The sequence below is a fragment of the Microbacterium sp. WCS2018Hpa-9 genome, from assembly GCF_031843745.1.
Classification (GTDB): Bacteria; Actinomycetota; Actinomycetes; order Actinomycetales; family Microbacteriaceae; genus Microbacterium.
Window position 1 is genome coordinate 313557 of sequence record NZ_JAVTIY010000001.1, and the last position, 26118, is coordinate 339674.

Genomic DNA, 26118 nt, shown 5'->3' on the forward strand with positions numbered 1-26118 from the left:
CGGTACATTCGGGGGGTGGCCGCACGTATGAGCAGCACCAGTCCGAAGGCTCTCCGAAGCCCCGCACAGATCCCGTCGCGCCCGCTGGGCGCCGTCTCGGACGGCGACGGGCTCGTCGCGACTCGCATACCGCTGGTCGGCGGCACACCGTCCGTGCCGGGCGGTTTCGCGCCCAAGGCCTTCGTCGGCGAGGTGGTGCCGTTCAGCGTGGTCGCCTTCCGCGAGGGGCACGACCTGATCGGCGTGCAGCTCCGGTTGACCTCACCGGACGGCGACGAGACGCTGCACCGCCTGACCCCTTTCCTCGATGGCACCGATCGCTGGGGCGCCGAGATCGCGATCGACCTTCAGGGGCGATGGACGTATCGATTCGAGGCGTTCTCCGACGACTTCGCGACCTGGGCTCATGCCGCCGAGGTGAAGGTCGCCGTCGGCGTCGACGTGCCGGTGATGGCGGCGCTCGGGGCCGAACTGCTCACGCGCGCAGCGGCCGAGAAGGACCGCCCCGCAGCTCAACGCAGACGTCTCAGTGACATCGCCGCAGCGCTGGACGGGGGCGATGCGGCAACCACGACCGCTGCCTCGACCGACCCAGAGCTCACCGGATTCTTCCGTGACCGGCCGCTCATGACACTGCGCTCGGCGTCAGCGGTGCACACTCTGCTGGTCGAGCGGACTGCGGCAGGCGTCGGCGCATGGTACGAGTTCTTCCCTCGCTCAGAGGGCGCGAAGCGCCTCAAGGACGGCACGATCAAGAGCGGGACGTTCAGGACGGCCGCCAAGCGCCTTCCCGCGGTCGCCGCAATGGGATTCGACGTCATCTATCTGGTGCCCGTGCATCCGATCGGGACGACGAACCGCAAGGGCCGGAACAACACGCTGACGACCGAACCGGGGGACCCTGGTTCGCCGTACGCGATCGGGTCTGCCGACGGCGGTCACGACGCGATCCACCCCGAGCTCGGCAAACCGGCCGACTTCCGCGCCTTCGTGCGAGCTGCGAAGAACGAGGGGCTGGAGGTCGCTCTCGATCTCGCTCTGCAGGCGTCTCCGGATCACCCCTGGGTCGATGAGCACCCCGAGTGGTTCACGACCCTTCCCGACGGCACCATCGCCTACGCGGAGAACCCTCCGAAGAAGTACCAGGACATCTACCCCCTGAACTTCGACAACGACCCTGCCGGCATCTACCAGGAGATGCTGCGCATCGTGCGGCACTGGGTGCGCGAGGGCGTGAAGATCTTCCGGGTCGACAATCCGCACACGAAGCCGCTGCAGTTCTGGGAGTGGCTCATCGCCACAGTGAACGCCCAGGACCCGGACGTGATCTTCCTCGCTGAGGCCTTCACGCGCCCTGCCGTGATGCGAGCGCTTGCCGCCGTCGGTTTCCAGCAGAGCTACAGCTACTTCACCTGGCGTAACACCAAGGCGGAGCTCGAGGAGTTCCTCACCAGCGTCACACACGAGACCAGTGACTACATGCGACCGAACCTCTTCGTGAACACGCATGACATTCTCACCGAGTATCTGCAGTTCGGTGGACGCGCGGCTTACCGGATCCGCGCATGCATCGCGGCCACCGCTGCCCCTGTCTATGGCGTGTACGCCGGCTACGAGCTCTTCGAGAATGTCGCACGTCCCGGCTCCGAGGAGAACATCGACAACGAGAAGTACGAGTTCAAGTTCCGTGACTGGGAGGGTGCAGAGGCCGCCGGCGACTCGTTGGCCCCTCTGCTGCGCCGACTGAACGAGATCCGCAGCGCGCATCCGGCTCTGCGTCAGCTCCGCAACCTCTCCGTGCATTGGAGCGATGACGACTCTGTGCTCGTGTACAGCAAGCACCTCGATGCGGCCTTCACCGGCACCGGCCACTCCGACACGGTCCTCGTGATCGCCAACGTCGATCCGCACTCCGTTCGCGAGACCACAGTCCACCTCGACACGACGATCTGGGGCGTGCCGCAGGGCGAGCCGTTCGAGGTCGAGGACCTGCTGACCGGTGCCGTCTGGACGTGGGCCGACCACAACTACGTGCGCCTCGACGCCTTCGCCGAACCGGTGCACATACTGAAGGTGAGGAGACGAGCATGAGCTACGTCGAAGATGCCACGACGTCGTCGGACTGGGCCGCAGTGGCGGCCGGCTCCCACCACGACCCGCACGCCGTGCTCGGCTCGCACCCGTTCACGGATGCGAGCGATCGTACCGTCACGGTGATCCGAGCCCGTCGTCCTCTCGCCTCCTCCGTGGCGGCAGTCTTCCGGGACGGGAGCAGACTCGACCTCGATCACGTCGCGCACGGCATCTGGGAGGCGCAGCACGACGGCGCGCCGGTTCCGTATCGGATCGCCACCGCATACGGCGACGACGACGAGACCGTCAGCGGCGACCCCTACCGTCACCTGCCCACCCTCGGTGACGTCGATCTGCATCTGATCGCAGAGGGACGACATGAGCAGCTGTGGCAGGTGCTGGGAGCGCACGCACAGACGGTAGGAGGCGAACCCGGCGTCGCGTTCGCGGTGTGGGCTCCTAATGCCACGGCGGTTCGAGTGGCCGGCGAGCACAACGGCTGGAACGGCGAAGCGCACGCGATGCGCTCGATGGGCGTGAGCGGCATCTGGGAGCTGTTCATTCCCGACCTCGCGATCGGCACGACCTACAAGTACGAGATCTGCACCCGCGGAGGCTCTTGGATCTTCAAGGCCGACCCGATGGCGCAGGCCGCTCAGGTCCCGCCCGAGACAGCATCGGTCATCACCCAGTCGACCTACGACTGGTCGGACGGCGCGTGGATGACTCGCCGTGCAGCGACCCATGCGGTCGCCCAGCCGCTGTCGATCTACGAGGTGCACCTCGGCTCCTGGCGCGGTGGCCTGAGCTACCGCGAGGCCGCAGAGCCCCTCATCGCTCATGTCGACGAGGCCGGTTTCACACACGTCGAGTTCATGCCCCTCGCCGAGCACCCGTTCGGTGGCTCGTGGGGCTACCAGGTCAGCGGGTACTACGCGGCGACGAGTCGTTTCGGCAGCCCAGACGATCTGCGGTACCTGATCGATCAGCTCCATCAGGCCGGAATCGGCGTGATCATGGACTGGGTGCCCGGGCACTTCCCCAAGGACGCCTTCGCCCTCGCGAAGTTCGACGGACAGCCGCTGTACGAGCACCCCGACCCGCGACGCGGCGAGCACCAGGACTGGGGAACCCTGATCTTCGACTACGGCCGGCCCGAGGTTCGCGGTTTCCTGGTGGCCAACGCCCTCTTCTGGCTGAGCGAGTTCCACGTCGACGGCCTTCGAGTGGACGCTGTGGCCTCGATGCTCTATCTCGACTACTCCCGCAACGAAGGCGAGTGGGAGCCCAACATCCACGGAGGCAGGGAGAACCTCGAGGCGATCCGCTTCCTGCAGGAGGTCAACGCGACCGCCTATCGCCTGCATCCGGGCGTGCTGATGATCGCGGAGGAGTCGACGAGCTTCCCCGGCGTCACCGCACCGACCGACCACGCCGGACTCGGCTTCGGGTTCAAGTGGAACATGGGCTGGATGAACGACTCTCTCCAGTACATCGAACGCGACCCGATGTACCGCGCGCACTACGAAGGTGAGATGACGTTCTCCTTCGTCTACGCGTTCGGAGAGAACTATCTGCTGCCGATCAGCCACGACGAGGTCGTGCACGGCAAGGGCAGCCTTCTTGCGAAGATGCCCGGCGACCACTGGCACAAGCTCGCGAACGTCCGTGCATACCTGGCCTACATGTGGGGTCATCCTGGCAAGAAGCTGCTCTTCATGGGGCAGGAGTTCGGGCAGCTGGCGGAGTGGTCCGAATCCCGCGAACTCGACTGGTGGCTGCTGGAGCAGCCCTCGCATGCGCAGCTGCAGAGTTTCGTCGGCCAGCTCAATCGCACGTATCGAGCTCAGGCACCGCTCTGGGAGCGCGACAATGACGGCTCATCGTTCGCGCGTCTCGGCGCTCCGAGCTGGGACCCGAACGTGATCGCGTTCGAGCGCCGTGACGCCCACGGCGGCCGTGTCGTCGTGATCAGCAACTTCGCCGGCGTCGAGCGCAGCGGCCACCGCCTCGCTCTGCCCGTCGAAGGCGTATGGCAGGAGATCCTGAACACGGATGCCGCAGAGTACGGCGGCCGCGGCTCAGGCAACCTCGGCATGGTCGTCGCGCACTCCGACGAGGGCGGACCTGCCGTGGCGACGGTCACGATTCCCGCGCTGTCCACCATCTGGCTGCGTCACGAGGGCGAGCCCCACGTGCCCACGATCAGCCACGGCTGACCAAGCGCGGCTGAGAAGCCACGGCTGACCCGCCTCGGGCTGGTCAGCCGTGGTGCGGCATCAGAAAAGCAATGAGGAAAGCCTGTTGCGAGCAGTGATGACGCGAGGATCCGCGGCGCCGATCAGGCCGAACAGCTCGATCAAACGCTCGCGGACCGGCGTCCGCTCGTCCGACGGCAGCTGAGCGAACAGGTCGAGCAGCCTTCCGAACGCATCATCGACATGGCCACCGGCGAGGTCGAGATCAGCGACATCGAACTGCGCCTGGATGTCTCGCGGCCCGGCCGCAGCCGCGGCCCGCGCGTCGTGCAGGTCGAGCTTCTGGACGCGGTCGAGCAGTCGCACCTGCCCCAGGCCGGAGATCGCATCCTCATCGCGAGGATTCTCTGCGAGAGCCTTCTCATACGCCGCGATCGCCGCAGCGTAGTCACCGGTCTCGATGGCGGCGAAAGCCTCGGCGTGCAGGGGCGGCATCGACGGTTCCTCCGGCGCCTCCTGCCCCGCAGGTGCTTCGCCGACGTTCAACGTGCCGGTCACCCCGTTCTGGGCTGCAAGCTGGAGCAGCTGTGCGAAGACCTCTCTGACCTGCTGCTCGGGAACCGCACCCGTGAACATCGGGACCGGCTGACCGGCGATGAGCGCGACGACCATCGGGATCGACTGGGCGCGAAAGCCCTGGGCCAACTGCGGGTTGGCGTCGACATCGACCTTGGCGAGGAGTACTTTGCCGCCGAGTTCGCGCGCCACCTTCTCGATGATCGGGCTCAGCTGCTTGCACGGACCGCACCACTCGGCCCAGAGATCGACGACCACCGGCACAGTGCGTGAGAGCTCGAGGATCTGGCCGAACGACTCGTCGGTCGCATCGACCACGATGTCGACAGCACCGGCAGCAGGGCTCTGCGCTGCCGCAGCCGGCGCTGCCGGGCGGTTTCGCAGAGACGAGAGGTCGACGGCTCCTCGGAGCGCGGCGGGAGAGATATCGGTCACTTGATCACCTCGACGGAGAGAAGGTCCTGTCGGACTGCCAGAAGACGGATCTGCTCCGTCGAACCCTGCGCGGGAACGGAGAAGAACAATTGGAACTCGTACTTGGTCGTCACGCCCTTGGCGGACTCGGAGACGCCCGTCAGGGCCTTCGCCTGCGCGTTGTCTCCGAAGCGGATGACCGCGTCCGCCGATGTCGGCGTCACCGACTCCGTGTCGACGAGCGAGACAGCCACGATCGCTCCACTGTCGAGCGTGGCCATCGACACCGGTGCGGAATCCGCAGGGATGATGTCGAACGCAGTCTGCGAGGTCTCGGCGGCGCCGTTGTCCGCCAGGTTCTGCACGACGGCCTGACGGCTGTCGCGAATCGACTGGGCGAGATTCTGGGAGATCTCATCGAAGAGCCCGTAGGACGCGCTGGTCTCACCCGCATCGACGATGTCCGCGAATGTCGCAGCGAGCTCACTCGGCGGGAGTGTGAGGAACGCAGAGTCGTCCGGCACGAGCGAGGTGCCGAGCCAGGGCGCGGCCACCTCGGGGAAGACGGCGTCGGCCGACATCTCGGCCATGTTGGTCACCTTGTAGTTCGACCACGGGTCCTGCTGCGTCATCGTGAGGATCACGGGCGGAACAGTGTCGTCTCCTGCGTCCTTCGAGAGCAGCAGCACCGTGCGCGGCCAACGGTCGGTGGCCTCGGGCAGCACGACTTCGACATCGTCGGTCGGGATAGCCGCAGGCACCGGGGTTTCCGGAAGAGCGGTGCGAAGCGCGTACTCGGTCGTCCGAGCCGTCAGCGCCGGGCCATCGAGACGGGTCCCCGCCAGAGCTATGTCCATCGCCGCGTCTGCGTCTGCGAGGGTCGTCGACACCTCCTGCAGGATTCGTCTCGCCTGCGTCTCGGTCACTGCAGGGGGCTTCTGGTTTTCCGGGGCGATCACCGTCGCGCTGGGCGATGGTGACGGCGTCCCCTCGCCGAACTGCGGCCAGGAGTCGGGCGAGCAGCCGGTCGCGAGCAGCGCGGTCACCGCGAGGGCGGGCAGCGCCAGCAGGCGGCGTTTGCGGACCGTGGTCGTCGCACGCCTCTCTGACTTGCGATCGCGGTCGGTGTCTTCCGCGCCGGCCGCGTCATCCGCGCCTTCGTGGCCTGCTGCGGTCGGCGCCGTGCCCTCAGCGGAGGGAACCGAGTCGTCGGGTGCGTCGGCTCGCTCGATCGCTGCGCGTTCCGATGGCGGCAGCTGTGCCACATCGATCGGCTCAGTCGCCGGGAGGGGGCCAGGACCCTTGCGACGGGGGCCTCGCCCTCGGCGCTGATGGCGGATGGCGAGGACATAGAGCACGAGGCCGACGAGGAGCATCGCGGCGCCCGCCGCCATGAGCGGGCCGGCAAGAGGCGTGGACGTGTCGAGAGGCCACGAGACCACGATGTCGTCAGGAGCATCTGCGGTGCCGTCATACGCGATGATCATGCTGACCCCCTCGGGGAGCTGCATGTTGTCGACGATGAGAGCGTCGGTCTCGGTGAACGAATCCAGCCAGAGATCGGAACCGGCCGGATTGCGGCCCGGCTCTGCGGCCGCGCCGTCTTCGGCCGGAGTCTCGGACGGGACCGGAGTCTCCGCGGGGGCAGGGCTCTCCGTCGGAGCAGGGCTCGCTGTCGCATCATCGCCGGCAGTGGCGCCGGCAGGGATCAGCTCGGCCTCAAGCTCGCCGTCCTTGCCTGCGGTCACGTGGTTGTACGAGGCGTCGGCCAGCCACGCCTCCATGTCGGCCGTCCGGCCGTATGCCGCGAAGATCTCACCTTCTCCACGCACGAGCAGGGTCTGAGACCCCGGGTGCTCGCGCAGGACGTCACCGTCCAACAACACGTAGGGGGCAGGTTCTTCTACAGCGACTGAGACCTCCTGGGTCGACGGACCCATGAAGATGGTTCGCTGCGCGATGCCCGCAGCGATCAGTCCCGCAGCCAGCACGAAGGCCATGACGGCCCATACGAAACGCACGAATAGTCTCCTCACACGACCCGGACGCACGCCCGAGTCGCAACACTCGACATTTCAGACTAGCGAAATCAGCTGTGTGTTGCCCACGAGGGGCACGCCCGAGTCGCATGCGGCACGTCGTCGCGGCCAGTCGCGATGCGGTGGATACGCTTGCAGAGTCCCGCATTCCGAGGAGCAGCGATGAAGATCCACAACCCGTTCCGTACCGCTCTCGTGGCGACGCTCGGCGTGGGGTTGGGCATCCTGCTGATCGGCAGCGTGGAGAGCCTCTCGACCGTGCTGCTCTACGTCGGAACGGCGCTCTTCCTCAGCCTGGGCCTCGACCCGCTCGTCTCGTTCCTCGAACGCAGACGGCTCCCCCGCTGGCTCGCGGTGCTCATCACGATCCTCGCGGTTCTCGGTGTGTTCGCGGGCATCATCCTGATCGTCATCCCGGTGCTCGTCGACCAGATCTCGCAGCTCATCGCCGAGATCACGGCCATCGTTCAACGAGGCACATTCCTCGCAGACCTGCGCCAGTGGATGGTCGAAACATTCCCCAATCTCAAGGTCGACGACGTCTTCGCCTATGTCACGAACTGGCTCGAGACGAACCTCGCCCAGATCGGTGGCTCGATCGGCCAGAGCGTCCTCGCGGCCGGCGGTGCTGTCGTGAGCGGCCTGTTCGGCGCGTTCATCATCCTCATCCTCACGATCTACCTCACCGCTTCCACGCCCTCACTCAAGCGCGCCGTCTATCAGCTCGCCCCCGCGTCGAAGCGCGAACGGTTCATCGACCTGGCCGAGCAGATCACCGATTCGGTCGGCTACTACGTCATGGGGCAGGTCACCCAGGGCGTCATCAACGGCATCCTGAGCATGATCTTCCTCACGATCATCGATGCGCCGTTCCCCGCCGTCCTCGCCGTGGTGGCCTTCTTCTTCTCGCTGATTCCGCTCGTCGGCACTCTCACGGGTTCGACGATCATCGTCCTCGTGTGTCTGATCCCCGGGCTCGGCTCACCGGCGACAGCGATCGCCGCGGCCATCTACTACCTCATCTACATGCAGATCGAGGCGTACATCATATCCCCGAGGATCATGAGCCGCGCCGTATCAGTCCCGGGCGCGGTCGTCGTTGTCGCGGCCTTGGCAGGCGGCAGCCTGCTGGGCCTGCTCGGTGCGCTGATCGCGATCCCCGTGGCGGCCAGCATCCTGATCCTCTACCGACAGGTGCTGATCCCCCGGATGAACGAGCTCTAGACAGCAACCCACTCGGTCGGCAGCGGGAGAGCCTCCGGGTTCACCGCTGCGACGATCTCGGTGAGGACGCGCCGCGTCTGGCTCTCGCCCACCCAGAGGTGCTTGCCACCCTCGACGGCGATCAGCTTCGCGTGAGGGATCGCCGCGAAGCGCTCGCGTGCTTCTGCCGGGCGAAGGTAGTCGTCGAGCTCGGGAACGAGTACGACGACCTCGACGTCGGAGCCCGCCCACGCCGCGACCTCGGCATCCGTCGCCCGGTGGAGCGGCGGGGAGAGAAGGATGATGCCCTCGACGTCATGCTCCCGCCCGTATTTCAGGGCGAGTTCGGTGCCGAACGACCAGCCGAGCAGCCATGGGCGCGGAAGACCGCGCTCGCGCACGAACTCCATCGCCGCTGCGACGTCGAACTGCTCTGCCGCTCCCCCGTCGAAGGCGCCATCGCTGGTGCCACGCGGTGAGGTGGTGCCCCTGGTGTTGAAACGCAGCACAGCGAGATCAGCCAGCGCAGGCAGTCGCGCGGCGGCCTTGCGGATGATGTGAGAGTCCATGAACCCACCGGCCGTCGGAAGCGGGTGCAGCGTGACCAGGGTGGCCGCAGGTGCTGATGACTCGGGCATCGCCAGCTCGCCCACGAGAGTCAACTCATCAGCGGTCTCCAGCACGATGTCCTCGCGCAGCGCCGGCAGCTCGATCGGTCCACGGATCTCGATGCTCATGCAATCCTCCAACAGTGTGTGTGCCAATGCCGTCGCGCGGCAAGATCCGCGGCATCGCCGAGAACTCCGTCTGCGCGCCAGACCACGAGGTGCGCCGTGCCCGGCACGACGCTGCGCCCGCATCCGGGGCAGATGTACTCCTTCAGAGCTTGCACCGCAGACACCGGCTGCACGGTCCACTCCGAGCCGCGTCTTACCTCGGTGCGCTTCCATGACGCGAGGAGGCGGTCGAGCGAGTCATCGGTGTCAGGGCGCGCCGGACGGCGTTTGCGAGAGCGGGACATGACACCGGCTCACCACCAGTGGTTGTTCGTCCAGAAGGCGTGAGCGCCGGCCCAGCTGCCGTATCGACCGGTGGCGTATCCGGTCGCCCAGCGCAGGTTGTCGATCGGATCGTAGCCGTTGCCGGGAACCTTGCTGCAGGGCAGTGCCTGAACGAGACCGCATGCACCCGACGACTTGTTCGTCGCGTTCGGGTTCCACCCGCTCTCGCGGGAGACGATGTAGTCGACGTAGCCCCAATCGGACTCCGCGATGCCTGCAGCAGCCATCCACTCGGCGGGGGCTCCGCCGCCGGTGTAGTAGAGAGGACCGCTGGGGCCGGGTTTCGACGACCCTGAAGATCCGGAAGGGGCAGTCGTCGGTGTCGGTGTGGGCGTCGGCTTGGGCGTCACGTAGACCGAGAACGTGCCTCGCTGAACGGGTGCGATCGCGGCACCCTCTGCCGTGACAGTGAGGTTCTGCGTCTCGCTGAGCGCCGCCGAGTACGCCGACTCCGGGCCGACCGCGTCGGGCTGCTGGGCGAGTGCGACCCCGGTCGGTGCCACCATGGCCGCGGCGAAGCCGACGACCGCAAGGCCGCTGAAGAAGCCCGCGACGCCCCGTCGGCGACTGCCATTGCGCGCCGAAAGAGTCGCCGATGCGGGCACAGGCGTGACGTCGTTTCGATGAGGTGTCATGTCGTTTCGGGGGTTCACGATGTGTGGCAGTCTACCCGGTGAGGCGCGAGTCGGCCATCGGAACGCTCAGCGAACAGCCAGGATCACGTCGACGGTCGCGTCGAGCAATGCGTCGACCTGCTCTTCTCGGTATCCCCCGCGCTGCATGCGGAACGCCGCCGAGCGCAGCTGCTCGGCAGTCAGCGGCTCGCCATCCCGCAGATAACGGGCGATCCGGGTGCCGACGTGGTCGACCTCGTCGATCCGGTAGCCGAACGTGAGAACGCCCGTGCGTGCGAAACGCTGCCGCTTCGGACGCGCGAGGTGGTCGAGGATGACCTGGGCGTCATCTCGAGCCTGCTCCACCCACGCCCCGGCTCCCTGCGCTCGGACGACCCGGTCGCGCGCACGAGCCGCCAGCGCATCCTCCACCCGCCCGAGTGCGGCGTCGACCTCGGCCACGACATATCCGTTCTTGACGAGCGGGAAGGATGCCACACGGACGTCGGCTGCACTGAGGTCGCCGGCGTCTCCTTCGAATGCCGCCCTGGCGGCCGCAAGGAAGGTGTCGACCGCGGCGCGGTGATAGCCGCGCACCCGCCCCGTGGTCAATGAGAACGCGGGCGGCGCCTGCTCGGCAGCGTCCGCTGTCTGTACGTCGTCGGAGACCATCACAGCACCACCCAGGAGGAGAAGAGGAAATACAGGCACAGCGCGGGAATCGTCGACGGCAGGATGCTGTCGAGTCGGTCGAGAAGACCTCCGTGCCCAGGGAGCCAGGAGCTCATGTCCTTGATCCCGAGATCACGCTTGAGCATGGACTCGCCGAGATCGCCCAGCGTCGCGGACAGGAGGATCGCGATGCCGAAGATCACACCGGTCCACCACGGCAGCTCGAGCAGGAAGATCGCGAGGAGCACACCGGCCGTGATCGACCCCACCACAGCTCCGCCGAATCCCTCCCAGGTCTTCTTCGGGCTGATCTTCGGTGCCATGGGGTGCCGCCCGAACGCGAGCCCGGCAGCGTATGCACCGGTGTCGGCGACCACGGCGATCGCGATGAAGCTCAGTACCCACCACTGGCCGCCCTCCTGCTTGAGCAGGATCAGCGCGACAGCTGCGAGGAACGGCACGTAGATCTGAACGAACCCGCCGATGACCGCGTCCGTCAGCACATCGCCGTAGGTTCTGCCGTCTTTGGCGATCATCTGGGCGATGAGCCGCCAGACGATCACGAATGCGACGGCGAAGAACAGCATGACCCAGACGAACCACAGGTCGAGGAAGAACGCGGACAGCACGAGCAGAGTGGCAGCGATGAACTGAGGGATCACGTCGATCCGCCGACCCGATGCACGCAACGCCAGTGAGAGCTCGTAGACACCGAGCAGCGCCGCGGCCAGCGCGAACGGCACGAAGAGGACCTTGATGAACAACAGCGAGGCGAGCAGCGCAGCGCCGAACGCGAGCCCGATCAGGGTCGCCAGGATCAGGTCGCGCCCTGTGCGCTCCTTGATTCGCTCGTTCGCCTGGTCGAGCTGACCTCGAGCATGCGTGACATGCGTGCCGAACTCGTCGCGCTTCGCCCGCCACTGCTCTTTGATGGCATTGTGCTCACCCGTGTCCAGACGGGACTCCGTCATCGCACGCTCGTCGCCAGGGAGTGGCGGACGAAGCGGGATACTCGTCGCGTCGAACGCCGCGAAGGCGCCGTCGACCAGCGGGATGGCGCCGGTCGAGGTCGACGAGTCGCGCGCCTCGCGGCGCGTCTGCGGCTTGTCGCTGCCGTCGTCAGTGGGTTCGTCGGACATGCCGCCTATACCTCGAGGAGTTCAGCCTCTTTGCGCTTGAGTGCGTCGTCGATGAGATCGACGTGCTGGCGCGTGAGGGCGTCGAGTTCCTTCTCTGCACGGGCGATCTCGTCTTCGCCGAGGTCGCTCTTGAGGCCGTCGAGTTCGTCCTTCGCCTTGCGACGGATGCCGCGCACGTGCACCTTGGCGTCCTCGGCCTTGGTCTTGACGAGCTTGACATACTCCTTGCGACGCTCAGCCGTGAGCTCCGGCATGGTCACGCGAACGAGGTTGCCGTCGTTCGTGGGGTTCGCGCCGAGGTTCGGCATGTCCCGAATAGCCTGCTCGATACCCTTCAGAGCGGTCTTGTCGTAGGGCGTGATGATGAGCGTGCGCGCTTCCTGGTTCGCCAGCGAGGCGAGCTGAGCGAGCGGAGTGGGCGTGCCGTAGTAGTCGACGAGCACCTTCTGGAACAGCTGCGGGTTGGCGCGGCCGGTGCGCACCGTGGAGAAGTCCTCCTTGGCGGCCTCGACCGCTCGTGCCATACGGGAGGTGGTTTCAGCGAGGACATCCGCGATCACGGTGACTCCTATCGTCGGGGTGTTCTGAAATTCTATCGGGCAAGGCCCGTGAGCACCGGCAGGCGCTCAGGCGGTGACGAGAGTGCCGATCGGCTCTCCCAGGAGCGCACGCGTGACATTGCCGGCTGGTTCCATGCCGAACACGCGCATGTCCATGTTGTTGTCCATGCAGAGACTGAACGCGGTGGAATCGACCACCTTGAGCCCGCGCTGAAGCGCATCGCGATACGTGACGCGCTCGATGCGCTCCGCATCGGCATGCTTGTTCGGGTCGGCGGTATAGATCGCGTCTACGCCGTTCTTGGCGACGAGGACTTCCTGCGCGCCGATCTCGAGGGCGCGCTGTGCGGCGACCGTATCGGTGGAGAAGTACGGCAGGCCGGCACCTGCGCCGAAGATGACGACGCGGCCCTTCTCCATGTGCCGCTCGGCACGAAGCGGAATGTACGGCTCAGCGACCTGAGTCATCGAGATGGCCGACTGCACGCGTGTGGGCGCACCTGCCTGCTCGAGGAAGTCCTGCAGGGCGAGCGCGTTCATGACCGTGCCGAGCATTCCCATGTAGTCGGCTCGTCCGCGGTCCATCCCTCGCTGGCTGAGCTCCGCTCCGCGGAAGAAGTTGCCACCGCCGACGACGATGGCGACCTCGACCCGATCGACTGCCGCGGCGATGTCGCGCGCGATCTGACTGACGATGTCGGGGTTGACGCCGAGCTGGCCGGCGCCGAACGCCTCACCGGAGAGCTTCAGAAGGACGCGACGGCGTCCTGTGCGTTCGGTCATGGGTGTGATCCTCTCGTCCCGATTCAAGATAGTGCCTTCTGGGCATGAAGAAGGGGTTCGGATCGCGTTAATCCGAACCCCTTCGACGGTGTTACGCGCCGACCTTGAAGCGCGCGAAGTCCGTCACGGTGATACCGGCGTCCTTCGCCACCTGGGCGACGGACAGCTTGCTGTCCTTCGCGTAGTCCTGCTCGAGCAGGGCGACCTGCTTGATGAACGCGGAGACGCGGCCCTCGACGATCTTGGGCAGCGCCGCCTCCGGCTTGCCCTCGTTGCGAGAGATCTCGGTCACGATCTGGCGCTCCTTCTCCACGGCGTCGGACGGAACGTCTTCACGGGAGAGGTACGACGGGTTCGCGAACGAGATGTGCTGCGCGATGCTGCGAGCGGTCTCGGCGTCATCACCCGTGTAGGCGACGACGACACCGATCTGCGGCGGCAGGTCCTTGCTCGTGCGGTGCAGGTAGACCTCGACCTTGTCGCCCGAGATCGTGCGAACGCGACGCAGCTCGACCTTCTCGCCGATGATCGCGGCCTCTTCCGAGATGACCTGCTCGACGCTCTTGTCGCCCGCCTGGGCGGCGAGAGCAGCCTCGACCGAATCGGCCTTGACGGCTGCGACAGCGTCGGCGACCTTGTCGGCCAGCGCGATGAAGCGCTCGTTCTTCGCGACGAAGTCCGTCTCGCAGGCGAGCTCGATCAGCGTCACAGCGCCGTCCTGCTCGCGAGCGACGATGAGGCCCTCGCTGGTGGAGCGGTCAGCGCGCTTCGCGTTGCCCTTGGCACCCTTGAGACGCAGGATCTCGGTGGCCTTCTCGACGTTGCCGTCAGCCTCCTCGAGCGCCTTCTTGGTGTCGACCATTCCCGTGCCGAGCTGCTCACGGAGCGCCTTGAGATCGGCGATGGTGAAGTTGGCCATGTGTGGTGGCTCCTTGCTTCGTGATGTGTGTGGTGGTCGCGGAATTACTTGGCGTCTGCCTCAGCGGGGGCCTCGGTGGCCTCTGCTGCGGGAGCCTCGTCGGTCTCGGCCGGAGCCTCAGCAGCGGCGTCCTCGGCCGGAGCCTCGGCAGCGGCGTCCTCAGCCGGAGCCTCAGCAGCGGCGTCCTCGGCCGGAGCCTCAGCAGCGGCGTCAGCCGGAGTCTCGAGAAGCTCCTTCTCCCAATCGGCGAGCGGCTCAGCGTCGCCCGTCTCGGGGTTGTGCTTCTGCTGAAGGCCCTCGGCTGCTGCGTCCGCGATGATGCGGGTGAGCAGCGAGACCGAGCGGATCGCGTCGTCGTTGCCGGGGATCGGGTACTGGAAGTCGTCGGGGTCGGCGTTGGTGTCGAGGATTCCGATCACCGGGATGCCGAGCTTCTTCGCCTCATCGATGGCGAGGTGCTCACGCTTGGCGTCGACGACCCAGAGGGCGGACGGCGTCTTGGTGAGGTTGCGGATACCACCGAGCGACTTGTGCAGCTTGTCGAGCTCGCGCTTCTTGAGGAGGAGTTCCTTCTTCGTGAAGCCCGAAGCGGACGGGTTCTCGTAGTCGAGCTCCTCGAGCTCCTTCATGCGGGCGAGACGCTTCGCGATCGTCTGGAAGTTCGTGAGAAGCCCACCGAGCCAGCGCTGGTTGACGTAGGGCTGACCCACGCGGGTCGCCTGCTCGGCGAGGATCTCCTGCGCCTGCTTCTTGGTGCCGACGAAGAGGATGGTGCCGCCGTGCGCGACGGTCTCCTTGACGAAGTCGTAGGCCTTGTCGATGTACCCGAGCGACTGCTGCAGGTCGATGATGTGGATGCCGCTGCGCTCGGTGAGGATGAAGCGCTTGACCTTCGGGTTCCACCGACGGGTCTGGTGTCCGAAGTGCACGCCGCTGTCGAGCAGCTGGCGGATGGTGACCACAGCCATGGTCGTCTCCTTGTTCTGGCGCGGATCTGCGCCCTTGAGGTTGCCAAGTCGATCGGATGATCGGACTTCCTGGTGCCCGGCGCACTCCCGCCTGAGTGAAAACAGGACCTGTGGGAGTGGATGCCACGACTGAAGTCGCTTTGGGCACGCGTAGTCACCCCGAGATCGAGGTGCTCCCCCAGCATACAGGATGCCGGGGCTGCACTCACCCTGCACATGACACCCGTTTCGGGCATTCTGCACACGATCTGCGCAGGCGCCCGTCCATCGCTGCGCCATCACCAGACCCGATGGACCATTGCTCCATGAGCACCCGCACACGCGCGAAGATCACCCTCCGTCTGCTGGTCATCGTCGCTCTCGCACTGCCGATCCCGACGAGCGCGAGAGCGTCATCATCAGACGGCGCGACAGATCCGCTCTGGCGATGGTCGATCGATGCGCCCCGCGCGGTCGCGTCGCCGTATCGCGCCCCGGCGCACGAGTTCGGCGCCGGCCATCGAGGCATCGACCTCGCGACGGCGCAGGGCGTGATCGTCCGAGCACCGGCCGATGGGACGATCGCGTTCCGAGGCACAGTCGTCGACAGGCCTCTGATCACGATCGCGCACGCCGGCGGCTATGTGTCGACGTTCGAGCCCGTGTCCTCCGCACTCGCCCCGGGTGACACCGTCTCGGCCGGAGACGAGATCGGCACGGTCGCGGCGGGCGGTCATGCCCCGCTCGGCGCGCTGCATCTGGGGGTTCGGCTCAATGGGGCGTACATCAACCCGATGCTGCTCTTCGGCCCGGTGCCGCGAGCGGTGCTCCTCCCCTGCTGCGGTGGGCAGTGATGCGCGTGACGTCAACGCCTCATGCGCGGGGGTGCGCGAGACGATACGTCGCAGTGAGACGCTCAGCGGAGACGTGAGTGTAGATCTGGGTCGTGCCGAGGCTGGCATGACCGAGGATCTCCTGTACCGCGCGCAGGTCAGCTCCGCCGTCCAGAAGATGAGTCGCGGCGGTGTGCCTGAGCGCATGGGGGCCGACGGTGTCTGCGCCGACGAAGGGCGCGAGCACCTCGGCGACGAGTGAGTACACCGCGCGCGGTCCGATCCGTGCACCACGGCTGCCGAGGAACAGAGCGGGAGACGACCGCCCTGTACGGGCCGTGAGTGCGCCACGCCCTCGAGACAGGTACGCACCGGTGGCGTCGCGAGCAGGAACCCCATAAGGCACCACGCGCTCCTTCGATCCCTTTCCCAGCACGCGTGCAGTGCCCCGGTCGAGGTCGAGGTCGTCGACATCGAGTCCGCACAGCTCGGAGACACGGATGCCGGCGCCGTATAGCAGTTCGAGAATCGCGTGGTCGCGGAGCGCAACCGGATCACCGGCGGAGGCGGCCAGGCGTTGCGCGTCGAGCAAGGTCGTCATCGCATCCTGAGACGCGATGGTGGGGAGGGTTCTCCCCCGCTTGGGAGCTACCAAACGCAGGCTCGGATCGTGATCGACGAGTTGCTGCTCCTGAGCCCAGCTGAAGAACGACCGCGCCGCCGCCGCCCGCCGTGCGAGCGTCGACCGCGCGTCACCGCGCTGAGTCGCCCGCCAGAGCCAGTCGCGGAGTGTCTCCAGGGTGACCTGGTCGAGCTCGAGCTCTCCGACGCTCTCGGCGAGATCCCGCAGGTCTGATCGGTAGGCGCGCACGGTGGCCGAAGAGAGCCGACGCACCCGGGCGAGGTGGTCGGTGAAGGCATCTGCGGCCGCCGCGAACTCCATGGATCAAGTGTGCAGGAGCACGGATCACCGACGGGTCAGCCGCGCCGCTCGCCATCTCGTATCCGCTGCCATCCCCCGTCGACCCGCCGCACCGCTCCGTCGAGCTCGAGCAATCCGAGCAACGCGCTGATTCTCTCGGGTGCGAGTCCCGACCTTCGAGACACCTCGAGAACGGCTCGCGGGGCGCGACTGCTCATGGCATCGAGCACCCGAGACTGATCCGGATCCGCCCCTTGGCCGGGCAACTCCCCTGCCGGTCCGTCGCCCCAGAGCTCGCGTATCTCGGCCGTCGTGGTGACGCACCTCGCGTCGTACTCACGCAGGAGCCGATGACAGCCGGCCGACGATGCGGATGTCACCGGCCCGGGCACTGCGCCGAGCGGTCGACCGAGCGCGGCTGCGTGACCGGCCGTGTTCAGCGATCCGCTTCGCCACCCTGCCTCCACCACCACCGTCGCATCGCTCAGTGCAGCGATGAGCCTGTTGCGCGACAGGAATCGCCATTTCGTCGGCGCGGTGCCGCAGGGGACCTCACTCGCCACGGCGCCGGTCTCGACGATCCGTCGAAGCAGTTGCTGGTGCCCTTGGGGATACGCTCGATCCACCCCGCCGGCGAGGAAGGCGATCGTCTTTCCGCCGACGCCGAGTGCGGCGCGATGAGCCGCACCGTCGATACCATATGCTCCCCCGGACACGACGACCGCGCCGCCTGAGGCCAGCTCGCCCGCGAAGTCACCCGCGAGCATCTCGCCGTATCCGCTCGCCGCCCGGGCGCCGACGATCGCGACTCGGGGCACCGCGCTCAGCAGCCCCGGGTCTCCACGCACCCAGAGCACGGTCGGGGCGTGCACCCCGAGGTCGTCGAGCGCACTCGGCCAGAGGGCATCCCCAGGCAGCAGCAGTCGAGCTCCGACATCCCTGGCGCCACGAAGAGCATCGACCACGCTGCGCGCGTCGGCTCGGGTCTTCCACCGGGCCCGCCCGTCGGCGAGAGCCCGACTGCCGACTTCTGAGCTCGGGGCCCTCCCGGTGCCCAATGCGAACCTGAGTGCGCCCGATGCGCCGCACTCTTCGATGAGAGCCCCGGCCACGCCATCGCCCGGCTCGGCGAGGACCGACCATGACACTCGTGCGAGTGCCTCCTCTGCGTCTCCTGACGGCCTGATCTGTTCGAGCGCCGCTCGAACCGCAGCGTCACCGGTGAGCGATTCGATCATGATGCGTATCCCCTCTTGAGAAACAGCGCCTGGCCCACCTCATCGCGTCCTGGCTTGTCGGCCCCGGCGAGATCAGCCATGGTCCATGCCAGCCGCAGCACCCTGTCGTAGCCGCGTAAAGTGAGCGTCCCCCGCTCGAGAGCCCGGTCCAGCGGCGCTCTCGCATCACCGGGAATTCGCAGATCGAGCTGTCTCAGCCGGGCCCCGGGCACATCGCTGTTGCGACGCCATGGGGTTCCACGCCATCGAGCGACAGCTCGCTCCCGCGCCTCGACGACTTGCGCGCGAGCGACCTCGCTCGTCATCCCGGTGCGGTCTCCGACCATCGCCTGCGAGGCGGACACCCGAGAGACGTGCAGCTCCACATCTATGCGGTCTCGCAGCGGACCCGAAAGCCTCGTCGAGTACCTCCTGATCGCCAACGACGGGCACGCGCACTCCGCGCCGCGCACCCCGTAGTTGCCGCACGGACAAGGATTGAGCGCCACGAGCAGCTGGAACCTCGCCGGGAAGAGCGCTGTGATCCCCGATCGGCTCACTTCGATCACACCCGACTCGAGCGGCTGCCGCAGCGCGTCGAGCGCCACTCTCGAGAATTCTGCCGCTTCGTCGAGGAAGAGCACGCCCCTGTGCGCCCGCGAGATCGCGCCGGGGCGAACAGACCTCGTTCCGCCTCCGACGAGCGCCGCGACGGAAGCACTGTGGTGCGGCGACTCGAGCGGAGGCACGACGTCGAGAGACCGCACCGATTCCCCCGTGAGCGAGCGGATCGACGCGACCTCGAGCGCTTCGTCTTCGGTGAGACTCGGAAGGATGCCAGGCAGCCTTCGTGCGAGCATCGTCTTGCCTGCCCCCGGCGGGCCGCTGAGCAGCATGTGGTGGCCTCCCGCCGCGGCGACGATCAGCGCGCGCACGGCCTCCTCCTGCCCCACGACGTCGGCGAGATCCAGCTCCTCTGTGCGCTCGCGTGCGACCGCCGCCGGCGCGACCGGATCAGCATCGAGCACGTCGACCTCCGCGCCGTGCCAGACAGCCACCTGTGAGAGGCTCGCCGCGGCGCGGATCTCGATGCCCGGCACGAGTCTCGCCTCTGCCTCGTTGCCCCACGGAACGATCACGGTGTCGAACCCCGCTCGCGCGGCAGCGAACACGGACGGCAACACCCCGGGAACGGGCCGGAGTCGACCGTCGAGCCCGAGCTCACCGAGATGCACAACGCGCGCGATGGACCGACTCGACAGCGCTCCCCCGGCCGCCAGAGCAGCGACGGCGATGCTGAGGTCGAAACCGGCGCCCTGTTTGGGGAGGCTCGCGGGAGAGAGATTGACCGTCAGTCGGCGACGTGGCAGATCGAGCGCCGTGTTCTTGCACGCGTTGTGCACCCGCTGAACCGCTTCCCCGAGTGATTTGTCGGGCAGCCCGATGATCTTGAACTCGGGTGTCTGATTCGAGATGTCCGCTTCGACCTCGACCATGTGTCCATCGACCCCGGTGAGCGCGACCGCCCAGGTGCGGGCCGTCTTCACGACACGTCCACGAGATGTTCGAGGGTGCTGTGCTGCGGGTCCGCGCCGATGATCCCGATCGCGTCGATCCGGATGATGAGCCCGCCGGCCAGGTCTGGATGATCGGCGGCCCACGCATGGGCAAGCTGCCATAGACGGCGGACCTTGCGGGCGTCCACCGCTTCGAACGGGTGCCCGTGAGCGATCGTCCGTCTCGTCTTGACCTCTACGACTGCCAGATGGCGGCCGCGGATGGCGACGATGTCGATCTCGCCCTGTGCACATCGCCAGTTGCGGTCGAGTACCTCATATCCGATACCGGTCAGGTATCGAACCGCCTGTTCTTCACCGGATCTACCGAGCTCGTCTTTCGCTGCCATGGTGACAGCCTGTCGATCGACCTCGACGATAAGCGTTCCGGATGAGACGAAGCGCCGGGCCCTCGGGACAGCCCGTCAAGAACCCGAACCGTGCAGAAGAGGTCACTCCCCGTCGAGCGACAGCTCCTGTGGCAGTTCGAACTCGCGGCGCTGAAGCTCTTCGACATTGACGTCCTTGAACGTCAGGACCCGCACGGCCTTCACGAACCGGTCGGCACGATAGATGTCCCACACCCAGACGTCACTCATCGAGATCTCGAAGTAGAAGTCGTGCTCGGTGTCACGGCGTACGACGTTCACCTCATTGGCGAGGTAGAACCGCCGTTCGGTCTCGACCACATACTGGAACTGTGCGACGACGTCGCGGTATTCGCGGAACAGCGCGAGCTCGAGCTCGCGGTCGTAATCGTCGAAGGCTTCCTCATCCATGATCCCTCCATCCTAGAGTCGGCGACACTGCGATGCCGCACGCAGACTCAGAACAGAGTCGGGACATCTGCGATCGCCCAGGACGATCGATGGTGCGGGGAGAGCCCGTGGCTCTTGATCGCATCGCGATGCTCGAGGCTCGCGTATCCCTTGTTCCTGTCCCATTGATACGCGGGGTGACCTTGGTGGAGCTCGGCCATGTAGGTGTCTCTGGCCACCTTCGCGATCACCGATGCCGCCGAGACCGACGCGCAGTCACGGTCGCCCTTGACGACCGGCCGGACTCGTAGCGGAACCGGATGCACCGGCGAGACGTAGTCGTGATTGCCGTCGAGCAGCACGAGCGCTCCGTCGAGGGTCACTCCCGAATCCACCACGGTCTGCACGGCGCGAGACGCCGCGAGCCCGAGCGCCCGCATGATGCCCACCTCGTCGACCTCGGCCGCACTCGCCCAGCCGACTCCCGACGCCTGCACCCACGCCGCGGCCCTCGCGGCGACGTCCGGCCGACGCTTCTCGGTGACGAGCTTCGAATCCCGGAGTCCTTCGGGCACGCGGCGGCGCGCGCCAGCCGCATCCATCACCGCAGCTCCGACCGCCACCGGCCCGGCAAGAGCACCGCGTCCGACCTCATCGAGAGAAATGAGGAGATCGCACTCGCTCAGCAGCCTGCGCTCCAGAGTGAGCTTCGGAGCGACGACGGTCATTCCGGATCCGGGACGCCGTTGAAGCTGTCGTGGTGGCCGTCGATAGTGCCCATACGGTCGAAGGGCCACGTGGTGAAGAACGCCTTGCCGACGACGTTCTCGATCGGCACGAACCCGCCGCTCGGAAGATCCTGATGCGCCCGCGAGTCGCGCGAACTGTCGCGGTTATCTCCCAGCAGCCATAGCGAGCCCTCCGGCACCACCACGTCGAAGGGATCGTTAGACGCCGCAGTGTCGCCGTCCGGCAGATTCAGGTAGCTGAGCTCGTCGATGGGCGCGCCGTTGACCGTGATCTGGCCGAGCGCGTTGCAGCAGACGACGTGGTCGCCGGGCAGGCCGATCACCCGTTTGACGAGGTGATCCTGAGAGTCGGTGGCCGAGATGCCGATGACGTTGAGCATCCAGTCGAAAGCTTCGATGAGAGGCGGTCGAGCGGGAGTCTGCGGCTGTCCGTCGAGCCACCCGCCCGGATCCTTGAAGACCACGACATCGCCGCGTTCGTAGGCAGTCCACCGGGGCGTCAGCTCATCGACGAGGATGCGATCTTTGACCATGAGGGTGCGTTCCATCGAGGCCGACGGAATGTAGAAGGAGCGGACGACGAAAGTCTTGACGACGAAGGAGACGAGTGCGGCGATGACGACGATCACGAGGACGTCTCGCAGGAACACGAGGAAACCGCGACGCCGCTTCGTCGGTGGAGTGGACGCGGCGGCGGAGTCAGTCGTCATGAGGGTTCCTTCACAGTCTCGCACCGCACGGAGACGGCATCATCAAGGGTCGCACACCCCGGGGATAACACAGCACCCCGGGACATCGTGTCCCGGGGTGCTGTGGAGAACCTGCGCGTCAGTTGTCGCGCTTCTCCTTGATCTTCGCCTTCTTGCCCCGCAGCTGGCGGAGGTAGTAGAGCTTCGCGCGACGCACGTCACCACGGGTGACGACCTCGATGTGGTCGATCACCGGGGAATGCACCGGGAACGTACGCTCGACGCCCACCTGGAAGCTGATCTTGCGAACGGTGAAGGTCTCGCGCACGCCGTCGCCCTGGCGGCCGATTACGACGCCCTTGAAGACCTGGATACGCGAGCGGGTGCCCTCGGTGATGTTCACGTGTACGTTGACCGTGTCACCGGGGTTGAAGACGGGAACGTCTGAACGCAGCGATGCTGCGTCGACGGCGTCGAGGATCTGCATGATCGTCTCTCTCTGCACTCGCCTCAGGTCGGTTGCATGATGTAAGTAGGAACAAGAAGAAGTGTGTGCTGAACGGAGCCGAAGCGTCCGTGGATTCCCCTGAGGCAGAACCGGTCACGGCACAAACACCCATTCTGCCATGGATGCCGCACACGGCCAAAACGCGGTGCGCCGCGTCGTCAGTCCCGGGAGTCCGTCTCGCGGACGACGATGACCTCGTGCACGCGGGTCTCGGGTGTCGGCTCGTCGACGCCTGGCACGGAGGACCACGCGATGGTCTCGCGGATCCGCGCTCCGCTTCCCCTCACCTCGTTCCACAGCTGCCAGAGCTGCAGCCAGACCAGGCCGATGCCGACGACCACCGCTGCCGCGAGCAGCCAGCCGAATGCGCCGTCGATGAAGCATCCAACGGCGATGGTCAGCCCGTGCCAGAGCGTGAAGCCGCCGACGTCCCACCAGGAGACCGCCCGCTCGACGCGCACCGACGGACGGGATCGGGTCAGGAGCGTGAGGAGGAGCTGACCGACGAAGACCGAGGGCACGGCGATGAACAGCACCCACAGGATCGCCCACCCGCCCTGGAAGACGCCCCACCCCACGAGCAGCCAGAGCGGCAGCAGGAAAGCGGCCGGAATCAGCCACCGGAAGAACGCCTGACGCAACCACATGTCTCAAATCGTACGACGATGTGCTCGACATCGTCCCGGTGTTCGCTGTGAGCGCGAGGTCTCTACGCGAACGCCTGCGTCTGGGAGATCGGGGAGAATGGAGTGGACGAGAGGACACCCGATGATCGAACTGCGCACCCCTGCCGAGATCGACGAGATGCGCGCCGCCGGTCGCTTCGTGGCTGAGACCCTGGCAACTCTGCGCGACGAGACGAAGGTCGGCACGAATCTGCTGTCGATCGATCGTCGAGCGCACGACCTGATCCGCAAAGCCGGCGCGGAGTCGTGCTACATCGACTACCACCCGTCCTTCGGCGCCAGCCCGTTCGGCAAGGTGATCTGCACGTCGATCAACGACGCCGTGCTCCACGGGCTCCCCCATGACTACACGCTTCGCGACGGCGACCTGGTCTCACTGGACTTCGCGGTGTCTGTGGACGGTTGGGTGGCGGACTCGGCCCTCTCATTCGTGGTGGGCACCCCGCGCGAAGAAGACCTTCGCATCATCGACACGACGGAGCGCGCACTCGAGGCGGCGATCGCCGCAGCGGTCGTCGGCAATCGGATCGGCGACATCTCGGCGGCCATCGCTGCGGTGTCGCACGGCGAGGGGTACTCGATCAACACCGATTTCGGCGGACACGGCGTGGGGCGCATCATGCACGGTGACCCGCACGTTCCCAACGACGGTCGGGCCGGGCGCGGATTCCCGCTGCGCGAGGGCCTGGTGTTCGCCCTCGAGCCGTGGCTGCTCGAGACGACGGACGAGCTGGTCACCGACCCGGACGGCTGGACGCTTCGGAGCGTCGACGGTTCCAGGGGCGCACATTCGGAGCACACCGTCGCAGTGACGGCGGACGGGCCGATCGTGCTCACCGACAGGTCTTTCCTCGGCGTCCGCTGACTCTGGCCACGTCGCTCGGCGTTCTCACGCGCGGCGGTAGACGAACACGTCCGTGACGATCGGCAGGTCGAACTCGTCCTGGCCCCGCGTCTCGGGATCCGACTCCAACACCGCCTCGATGGCGGCGAACATCTCGGATCGCCCGAGCTCATCGGCGACGAGGAAGGTGCTCACTGTCGACCAGCGACCGAGGTAGGCGTCGCGTCGAATCCGCTCCGTCGAGTGGATCTGCTCGTAGCTCGCGAAGAGGAACCCCGGGAGCTGGTCTGCGGCACTGCGCGTCGTACCGTCCGACTCCGCCATCGCGGGGTGCGCGATCCGATGCGCCGCTCGATCCCACCCGCATGTCGGATCGGAGTGATTCCAGATCAGCCCGAGCGTTCCCCTAGGGACGAGCACCCGAGCGATCTCCGCGCAGGCCGATTCCCGGTCGAACCAGTGGAACGCCTGCGCGACGGCGACGACATCGACACTGCCGGACTCCAGCGGTATCTGCTCGGCGCTGCCGACATGCGCCTCGACGAGGGGAAGCTTCGCCCGCAGCACGGCGAGCATCGGCTCCGACGGCTCGACTGCCACCACGCGTTGCGCTCCGTCGACCAGCAGTTCGGTGAACTTCCCCGTACCGGCGCCGAGGTCGAGAGCCGTGCCCACCTGGGCGGGCATCAGAAGCTCGGCCGCACGACGCGGAAAGCCCGGCCGGTAGCGGTCATAGTCCGCACCGATTCGCTCGAACGATTTCGCCGGTGCTTCGTTGACCATGTTGCGACGCTACCAGTCGACCACAGCGACACCGGGTTGCCGAAGGATCAGGCTATGGCATCCTGAGTGCATGATTCCGCAGGATCGCCACGTGCCGGAGCACCTGTTCCTGGTTCGGCACGGGCAGACCGAGTGGAACCTCGAGCACCGGCTGCAGGGACAGCTGGACTCGCCGCTCACCGCCGACGGCATCCGGCAGGCGAAGAGCGTCGCCGAGCGCCTGGCCGGTCGCGGGATCACGACAGTATGCTCGAGCCCTCTCGGTCGCGCACTCCGGACCGCCGTCATCATCGCGGACCGCCTTGACGCCGAGCTCGTCGAAGTTCCTGAGCTCGCAGAGCTGCATCACGGCGAGGTGGCCGGGCTCACGTGGCAGGAGGTCGACGAGCGATTCCCCACCGCGCGCGAAGACCGTGCCTCGAATCGCTACGGATGGGCGTTCCCCGGTGGCGAGAGCTACGCACAGGCGAGAGCACGGGCGCGACGAGCGCTGTCATCGTGCGGATGGGCATCGGCAGGACCGCCGCTGCTGGTGAGTCATGAGATGCTCGGCCGGCTGCTGCGAGCAGACCTCCGCGGCCTGGACGCCGCCTCTGCGCTGTCGCTGAGGCACCCGCAAGACGTGGTGTTCGAGATCGACCGCGGAACGGAGCGGATGCTCTAGCTCTCGTCGTCCGGCAGCAGATCCGGGCGACGGCGATGTGTGCGCTCGATCTGCTGATCGCGGCGCCAGGCGGCGATGACGGCGTGATTGCCGCTCAACAGCACCTCGGGCACTGGCCGCTCTCGCCACATCGAGGGCTTCGTGTAGGACGGGTACTCCAGCAGCCCGTCTTCGTGGGACTCCTCGACCAGGCTCTCGGGGTTGCCGACGACGCCGGGGATCAGGCGACCGATCGCCTCGATCATCGCCATGGTCGCGACTTCTCCTCCGTTGAGGACGTAGTCGCCGAGACTGATGAGTCGCACCTCGCCGAGCGACGCCGCATATTCGAACACCCGCTCGTCGATGCCCTCGTAGCGACCGCATCCGAAGATGAGGTGGTCGCGGGTGCTGAGATCGCGAGCCGTGGCCTGGGTGAAGACCTCCCCCGCGGGAGAGGGGAAGATGATCGTCGGCGGCCGACCCTCGGCGGAAGGAGCCGACGACGCGAGCTCGTCGAGCGCGAGCCCCCAGGGCTCCGGCTTCATCACCATCCCGGCTCCACCCCCGTAGGGGGTGTCGTCCACGGTACGGTGACGGTCGGATGTCCAGTCCCGGAGGTCTCGGACACGCAGGTCGAGGATGCCGGCGCTCTGCGCCTTCCCGAGCAGCGAGAGCGTCAGGCCGTCGAAGTACGACGGGAAGATGGAGAGGACGTCGATGCGCACGGGC

At 66.8% G+C, this 26118-nt stretch carries 28 protein-coding genes; 6 read left to right on the forward strand and 22 right to left on the reverse strand.

All coding sequences use genetic code 11. From position 1 onward, the window contains the following. The first annotated feature begins 27 nt into the window (after positions 1-27). The gene (locus tag RQG82_RS01640) at positions 28-2091 is read left to right on the forward strand and encodes a maltotransferase domain-containing protein (RefSeq protein WP_311257392.1); all 2064 of its coding nucleotides are present in this window, start codon (positions 28-30) and stop codon (positions 2089-2091) included. Next, positions 2088-4292, forward strand: coding sequence for a 1,4-alpha-glucan branching protein GlgB (gene glgB, locus RQG82_RS01645; RefSeq protein ID WP_311257393.1), 2205 nt, complete (start codon positions 2088-2090; stop codon positions 4290-4292). Before RQG82_RS01640 ends, glgB begins: the two co-directional genes overlap by 4 nt. 60 nt (positions 4293-4352) lie before the next feature. Here glgB and RQG82_RS01650 read toward each other — a convergent pair whose 3' ends face one another. Together RQG82_RS01650 and RQG82_RS01655 are read right to left on the reverse strand one after the other, a co-directional pair. Then, positions 4353-5282, reverse strand: coding sequence for a tetratricopeptide repeat protein (locus RQG82_RS01650; protein WP_311257394.1), 930 nt, complete (start codon positions 5280-5282; stop codon positions 4353-4355). Continuing rightward, on the reverse strand, positions 5279-7282 hold the full coding sequence (locus tag RQG82_RS01655; protein WP_311257395.1) for a glycosyl transferase: 2004 nt from the start codon (positions 7280-7282) through the stop codon (positions 5279-5281). The genes RQG82_RS01650 and RQG82_RS01655 overlap by 4 nt, the downstream gene beginning before the upstream one ends. Positions 7283-7462: 180 nt before the next feature. Here RQG82_RS01655 and RQG82_RS01660 point away from each other — a divergent pair, with 180 nt between their 5' ends. Next, positions 7463-8524, forward strand: coding sequence for an AI-2E family transporter (locus tag RQG82_RS01660; protein WP_311257396.1), 1062 nt, complete (start codon positions 7463-7465; stop codon positions 8522-8524). Here RQG82_RS01660 and RQG82_RS01665 read toward each other — a convergent pair. The 9 genes from RQG82_RS01665 to rpsB form a co-directional block, all read right to left on the reverse strand. After that, on the reverse strand, positions 8521-9240 hold the full coding sequence (locus RQG82_RS01665; RefSeq protein ID WP_311257397.1) for an alpha/beta hydrolase: 720 nt from the start codon (positions 9238-9240) through the stop codon (positions 8521-8523). The two genes, RQG82_RS01660 and RQG82_RS01665, sit on opposite strands and share 4 nt — an antisense overlap. Further along, entirely contained in the window at positions 9237-9524 is a 288-nt protein-coding gene (locus tag RQG82_RS01670; protein WP_311257398.1) for a hypothetical protein, read from the reverse strand. The genes RQG82_RS01665 and RQG82_RS01670 overlap by 4 nt, the downstream gene beginning before the upstream one ends. Positions 9525-9533: 9 nt before the next feature. Continuing rightward, positions 9534-10199, reverse strand: a complete 666-nt coding sequence (locus tag RQG82_RS01675) for a transglycosylase SLT domain-containing protein (RefSeq protein WP_311257399.1) — start codon at positions 10197-10199, stop codon at positions 9534-9536. Between the two features lie 66 nt (positions 10200-10265). Next, complete coding sequence (locus tag RQG82_RS01680) at positions 10266-10850, reverse strand: DivIVA domain-containing protein (RefSeq protein WP_311257400.1); 585 nt, start codon at positions 10848-10850, stop codon at positions 10266-10268. Beyond that, positions 10850-11989, reverse strand: a complete 1140-nt coding sequence (locus RQG82_RS01685; RefSeq protein WP_311257401.1) for a phosphatidate cytidylyltransferase — start codon at positions 11987-11989, stop codon at positions 10850-10852. The genes RQG82_RS01680 and RQG82_RS01685 overlap by 1 nt, the downstream gene beginning before the upstream one ends. A gap of 5 nt (positions 11990-11994) precedes the next feature. Continuing rightward, the gene (frr, locus tag RQG82_RS01690; RefSeq protein WP_311257402.1) at positions 11995-12549 is read right to left on the reverse strand and encodes a ribosome recycling factor; all 555 of its coding nucleotides are present in this window, start codon (positions 12547-12549) and stop codon (positions 11995-11997) included. A gap of 66 nt (positions 12550-12615) precedes the next feature. Continuing rightward, positions 12616-13332 carry a UMP kinase gene (gene pyrH, locus RQG82_RS01695; RefSeq protein WP_042536766.1) on the reverse strand — a complete coding sequence of 239 codons (717 nt, stop codon included), beginning with the start codon at positions 13330-13332 and terminating at the stop codon, positions 12616-12618. Positions 13333-13423: 91 nt separating this feature from the next. Beyond that, entirely contained in the window at positions 13424-14251 is an 828-nt protein-coding gene (gene tsf / locus RQG82_RS01700; protein ID WP_311257403.1) for a translation elongation factor Ts, read from the reverse strand. A 44-nt stretch (positions 14252-14295) separates the two neighbouring features. Continuing rightward, the gene (gene rpsB, locus RQG82_RS01705) at positions 14296-15219 is read right to left on the reverse strand and encodes a 30S ribosomal protein S2 (RefSeq protein WP_311257404.1); all 924 of its coding nucleotides are present in this window, start codon (positions 15217-15219) and stop codon (positions 14296-14298) included. A 305-nt stretch (positions 15220-15524) separates the two neighbouring features. On the opposite strand from rpsB, the gene RQG82_RS01710 reads away from it, so the two are divergent. Next, a complete protein-coding gene (locus RQG82_RS01710) occupies positions 15525-16052 on the forward strand; it encodes a peptidoglycan DD-metalloendopeptidase family protein (RefSeq protein ID WP_311257405.1) in 528 nt (175 codons plus the stop codon). Positions 16053-16071: 19 nt separating this feature from the next. On the opposite strand, the gene RQG82_RS01715 is transcribed toward RQG82_RS01710, so the two are convergent. The 9 genes from RQG82_RS01715 to RQG82_RS01755 all read right to left on the reverse strand — a co-directional run bounded on the left by RQG82_RS01715 (position 16072) and on the right by RQG82_RS01755 (position 23077). Continuing rightward, entirely contained in the window at positions 16072-16974 is a 903-nt protein-coding gene (locus RQG82_RS01715; protein ID WP_311257406.1) for a tyrosine-type recombinase/integrase, read from the reverse strand. Positions 16975-17009: 35 nt separating this feature from the next. Next, on the reverse strand, positions 17010-18191 hold the full coding sequence (gene dprA / locus RQG82_RS01720) for a DNA-processing protein DprA (RefSeq protein ID WP_311257407.1): 1182 nt from the start codon (positions 18189-18191) through the stop codon (positions 17010-17012). Beyond that, a complete protein-coding gene (locus RQG82_RS01725) occupies positions 18188-19717 on the reverse strand; it encodes a YifB family Mg chelatase-like AAA ATPase (protein WP_311257408.1) in 1530 nt (509 codons plus the stop codon). Before RQG82_RS01725 ends, dprA begins: the two co-directional genes overlap by 4 nt. Continuing rightward, a complete protein-coding gene (locus tag RQG82_RS01730) occupies positions 19714-20076 on the reverse strand; it encodes a YraN family protein (protein WP_311257409.1) in 363 nt (120 codons plus the stop codon). The genes RQG82_RS01725 and RQG82_RS01730 overlap by 4 nt, the downstream gene beginning before the upstream one ends. Positions 20077-20178: 102 nt before the next feature. Then, on the reverse strand, positions 20179-20505 hold the full coding sequence (locus RQG82_RS01735; RefSeq protein WP_042541663.1) for a DUF2469 family protein: 327 nt from the start codon (positions 20503-20505) through the stop codon (positions 20179-20181). A 47-nt stretch (positions 20506-20552) separates the two neighbouring features. Then, positions 20553-21212, reverse strand: coding sequence for a ribonuclease HII (locus RQG82_RS01740; protein WP_311257410.1), 660 nt, complete (start codon positions 21210-21212; stop codon positions 20553-20555). Continuing rightward, positions 21209-21943 (reverse strand): signal peptidase I, encoded by a 735-nt coding sequence (gene lepB / locus RQG82_RS01745; RefSeq protein ID WP_311257411.1) that lies wholly within the window; start codon positions 21941-21943, stop codon positions 21209-21211. Before lepB ends, RQG82_RS01740 begins: the two co-directional genes overlap by 4 nt. Before the next feature lie 118 nt (positions 21944-22061). After that, positions 22062-22409, reverse strand: a complete 348-nt coding sequence (gene rplS / locus RQG82_RS01750) for a 50S ribosomal protein L19 (protein ID WP_042542128.1) — start codon at positions 22407-22409, stop codon at positions 22062-22064. Positions 22410-22588: 179 nt separating this feature from the next. Then, positions 22589-23077, reverse strand: coding sequence for an MFS transporter permease (locus RQG82_RS01755; protein ID WP_311257412.1), 489 nt, complete (start codon positions 23075-23077; stop codon positions 22589-22591). A gap of 121 nt (positions 23078-23198) precedes the next feature. Here RQG82_RS01755 and map point away from each other — a divergent pair, with 121 nt between their 5' ends. Beyond that, a complete protein-coding gene (gene map, locus RQG82_RS01760; protein WP_311257413.1) occupies positions 23199-23981 on the forward strand; it encodes a type I methionyl aminopeptidase in 783 nt (260 codons plus the stop codon). Between the two features lie 24 nt (positions 23982-24005). Here map and RQG82_RS01765 read toward each other — a convergent pair whose 3' ends face one another. Further along, positions 24006-24743 carry a class I SAM-dependent methyltransferase gene (locus tag RQG82_RS01765; protein WP_311257414.1) on the reverse strand — a complete coding sequence of 246 codons (738 nt, stop codon included), beginning with the start codon at positions 24741-24743 and terminating at the stop codon, positions 24006-24008. Positions 24744-24813: 70 nt separating this feature from the next. Here RQG82_RS01765 and RQG82_RS01770 point away from each other — a divergent pair, with 70 nt between their 5' ends. Then, the gene (locus tag RQG82_RS01770) at positions 24814-25407 is read left to right on the forward strand and encodes a histidine phosphatase family protein (protein WP_311257415.1); all 594 of its coding nucleotides are present in this window, start codon (positions 24814-24816) and stop codon (positions 25405-25407) included. Here RQG82_RS01770 and trmD read toward each other — a convergent pair. Then, entirely contained in the window at positions 25404-26114 is a 711-nt protein-coding gene (trmD, locus tag RQG82_RS01775) for a tRNA (guanosine(37)-N1)-methyltransferase TrmD (RefSeq protein WP_311257416.1), read from the reverse strand. The two genes, RQG82_RS01770 and trmD, sit on opposite strands and share 4 nt — an antisense overlap. Positions 26115-26118: the final 4 nt, after the last annotated feature.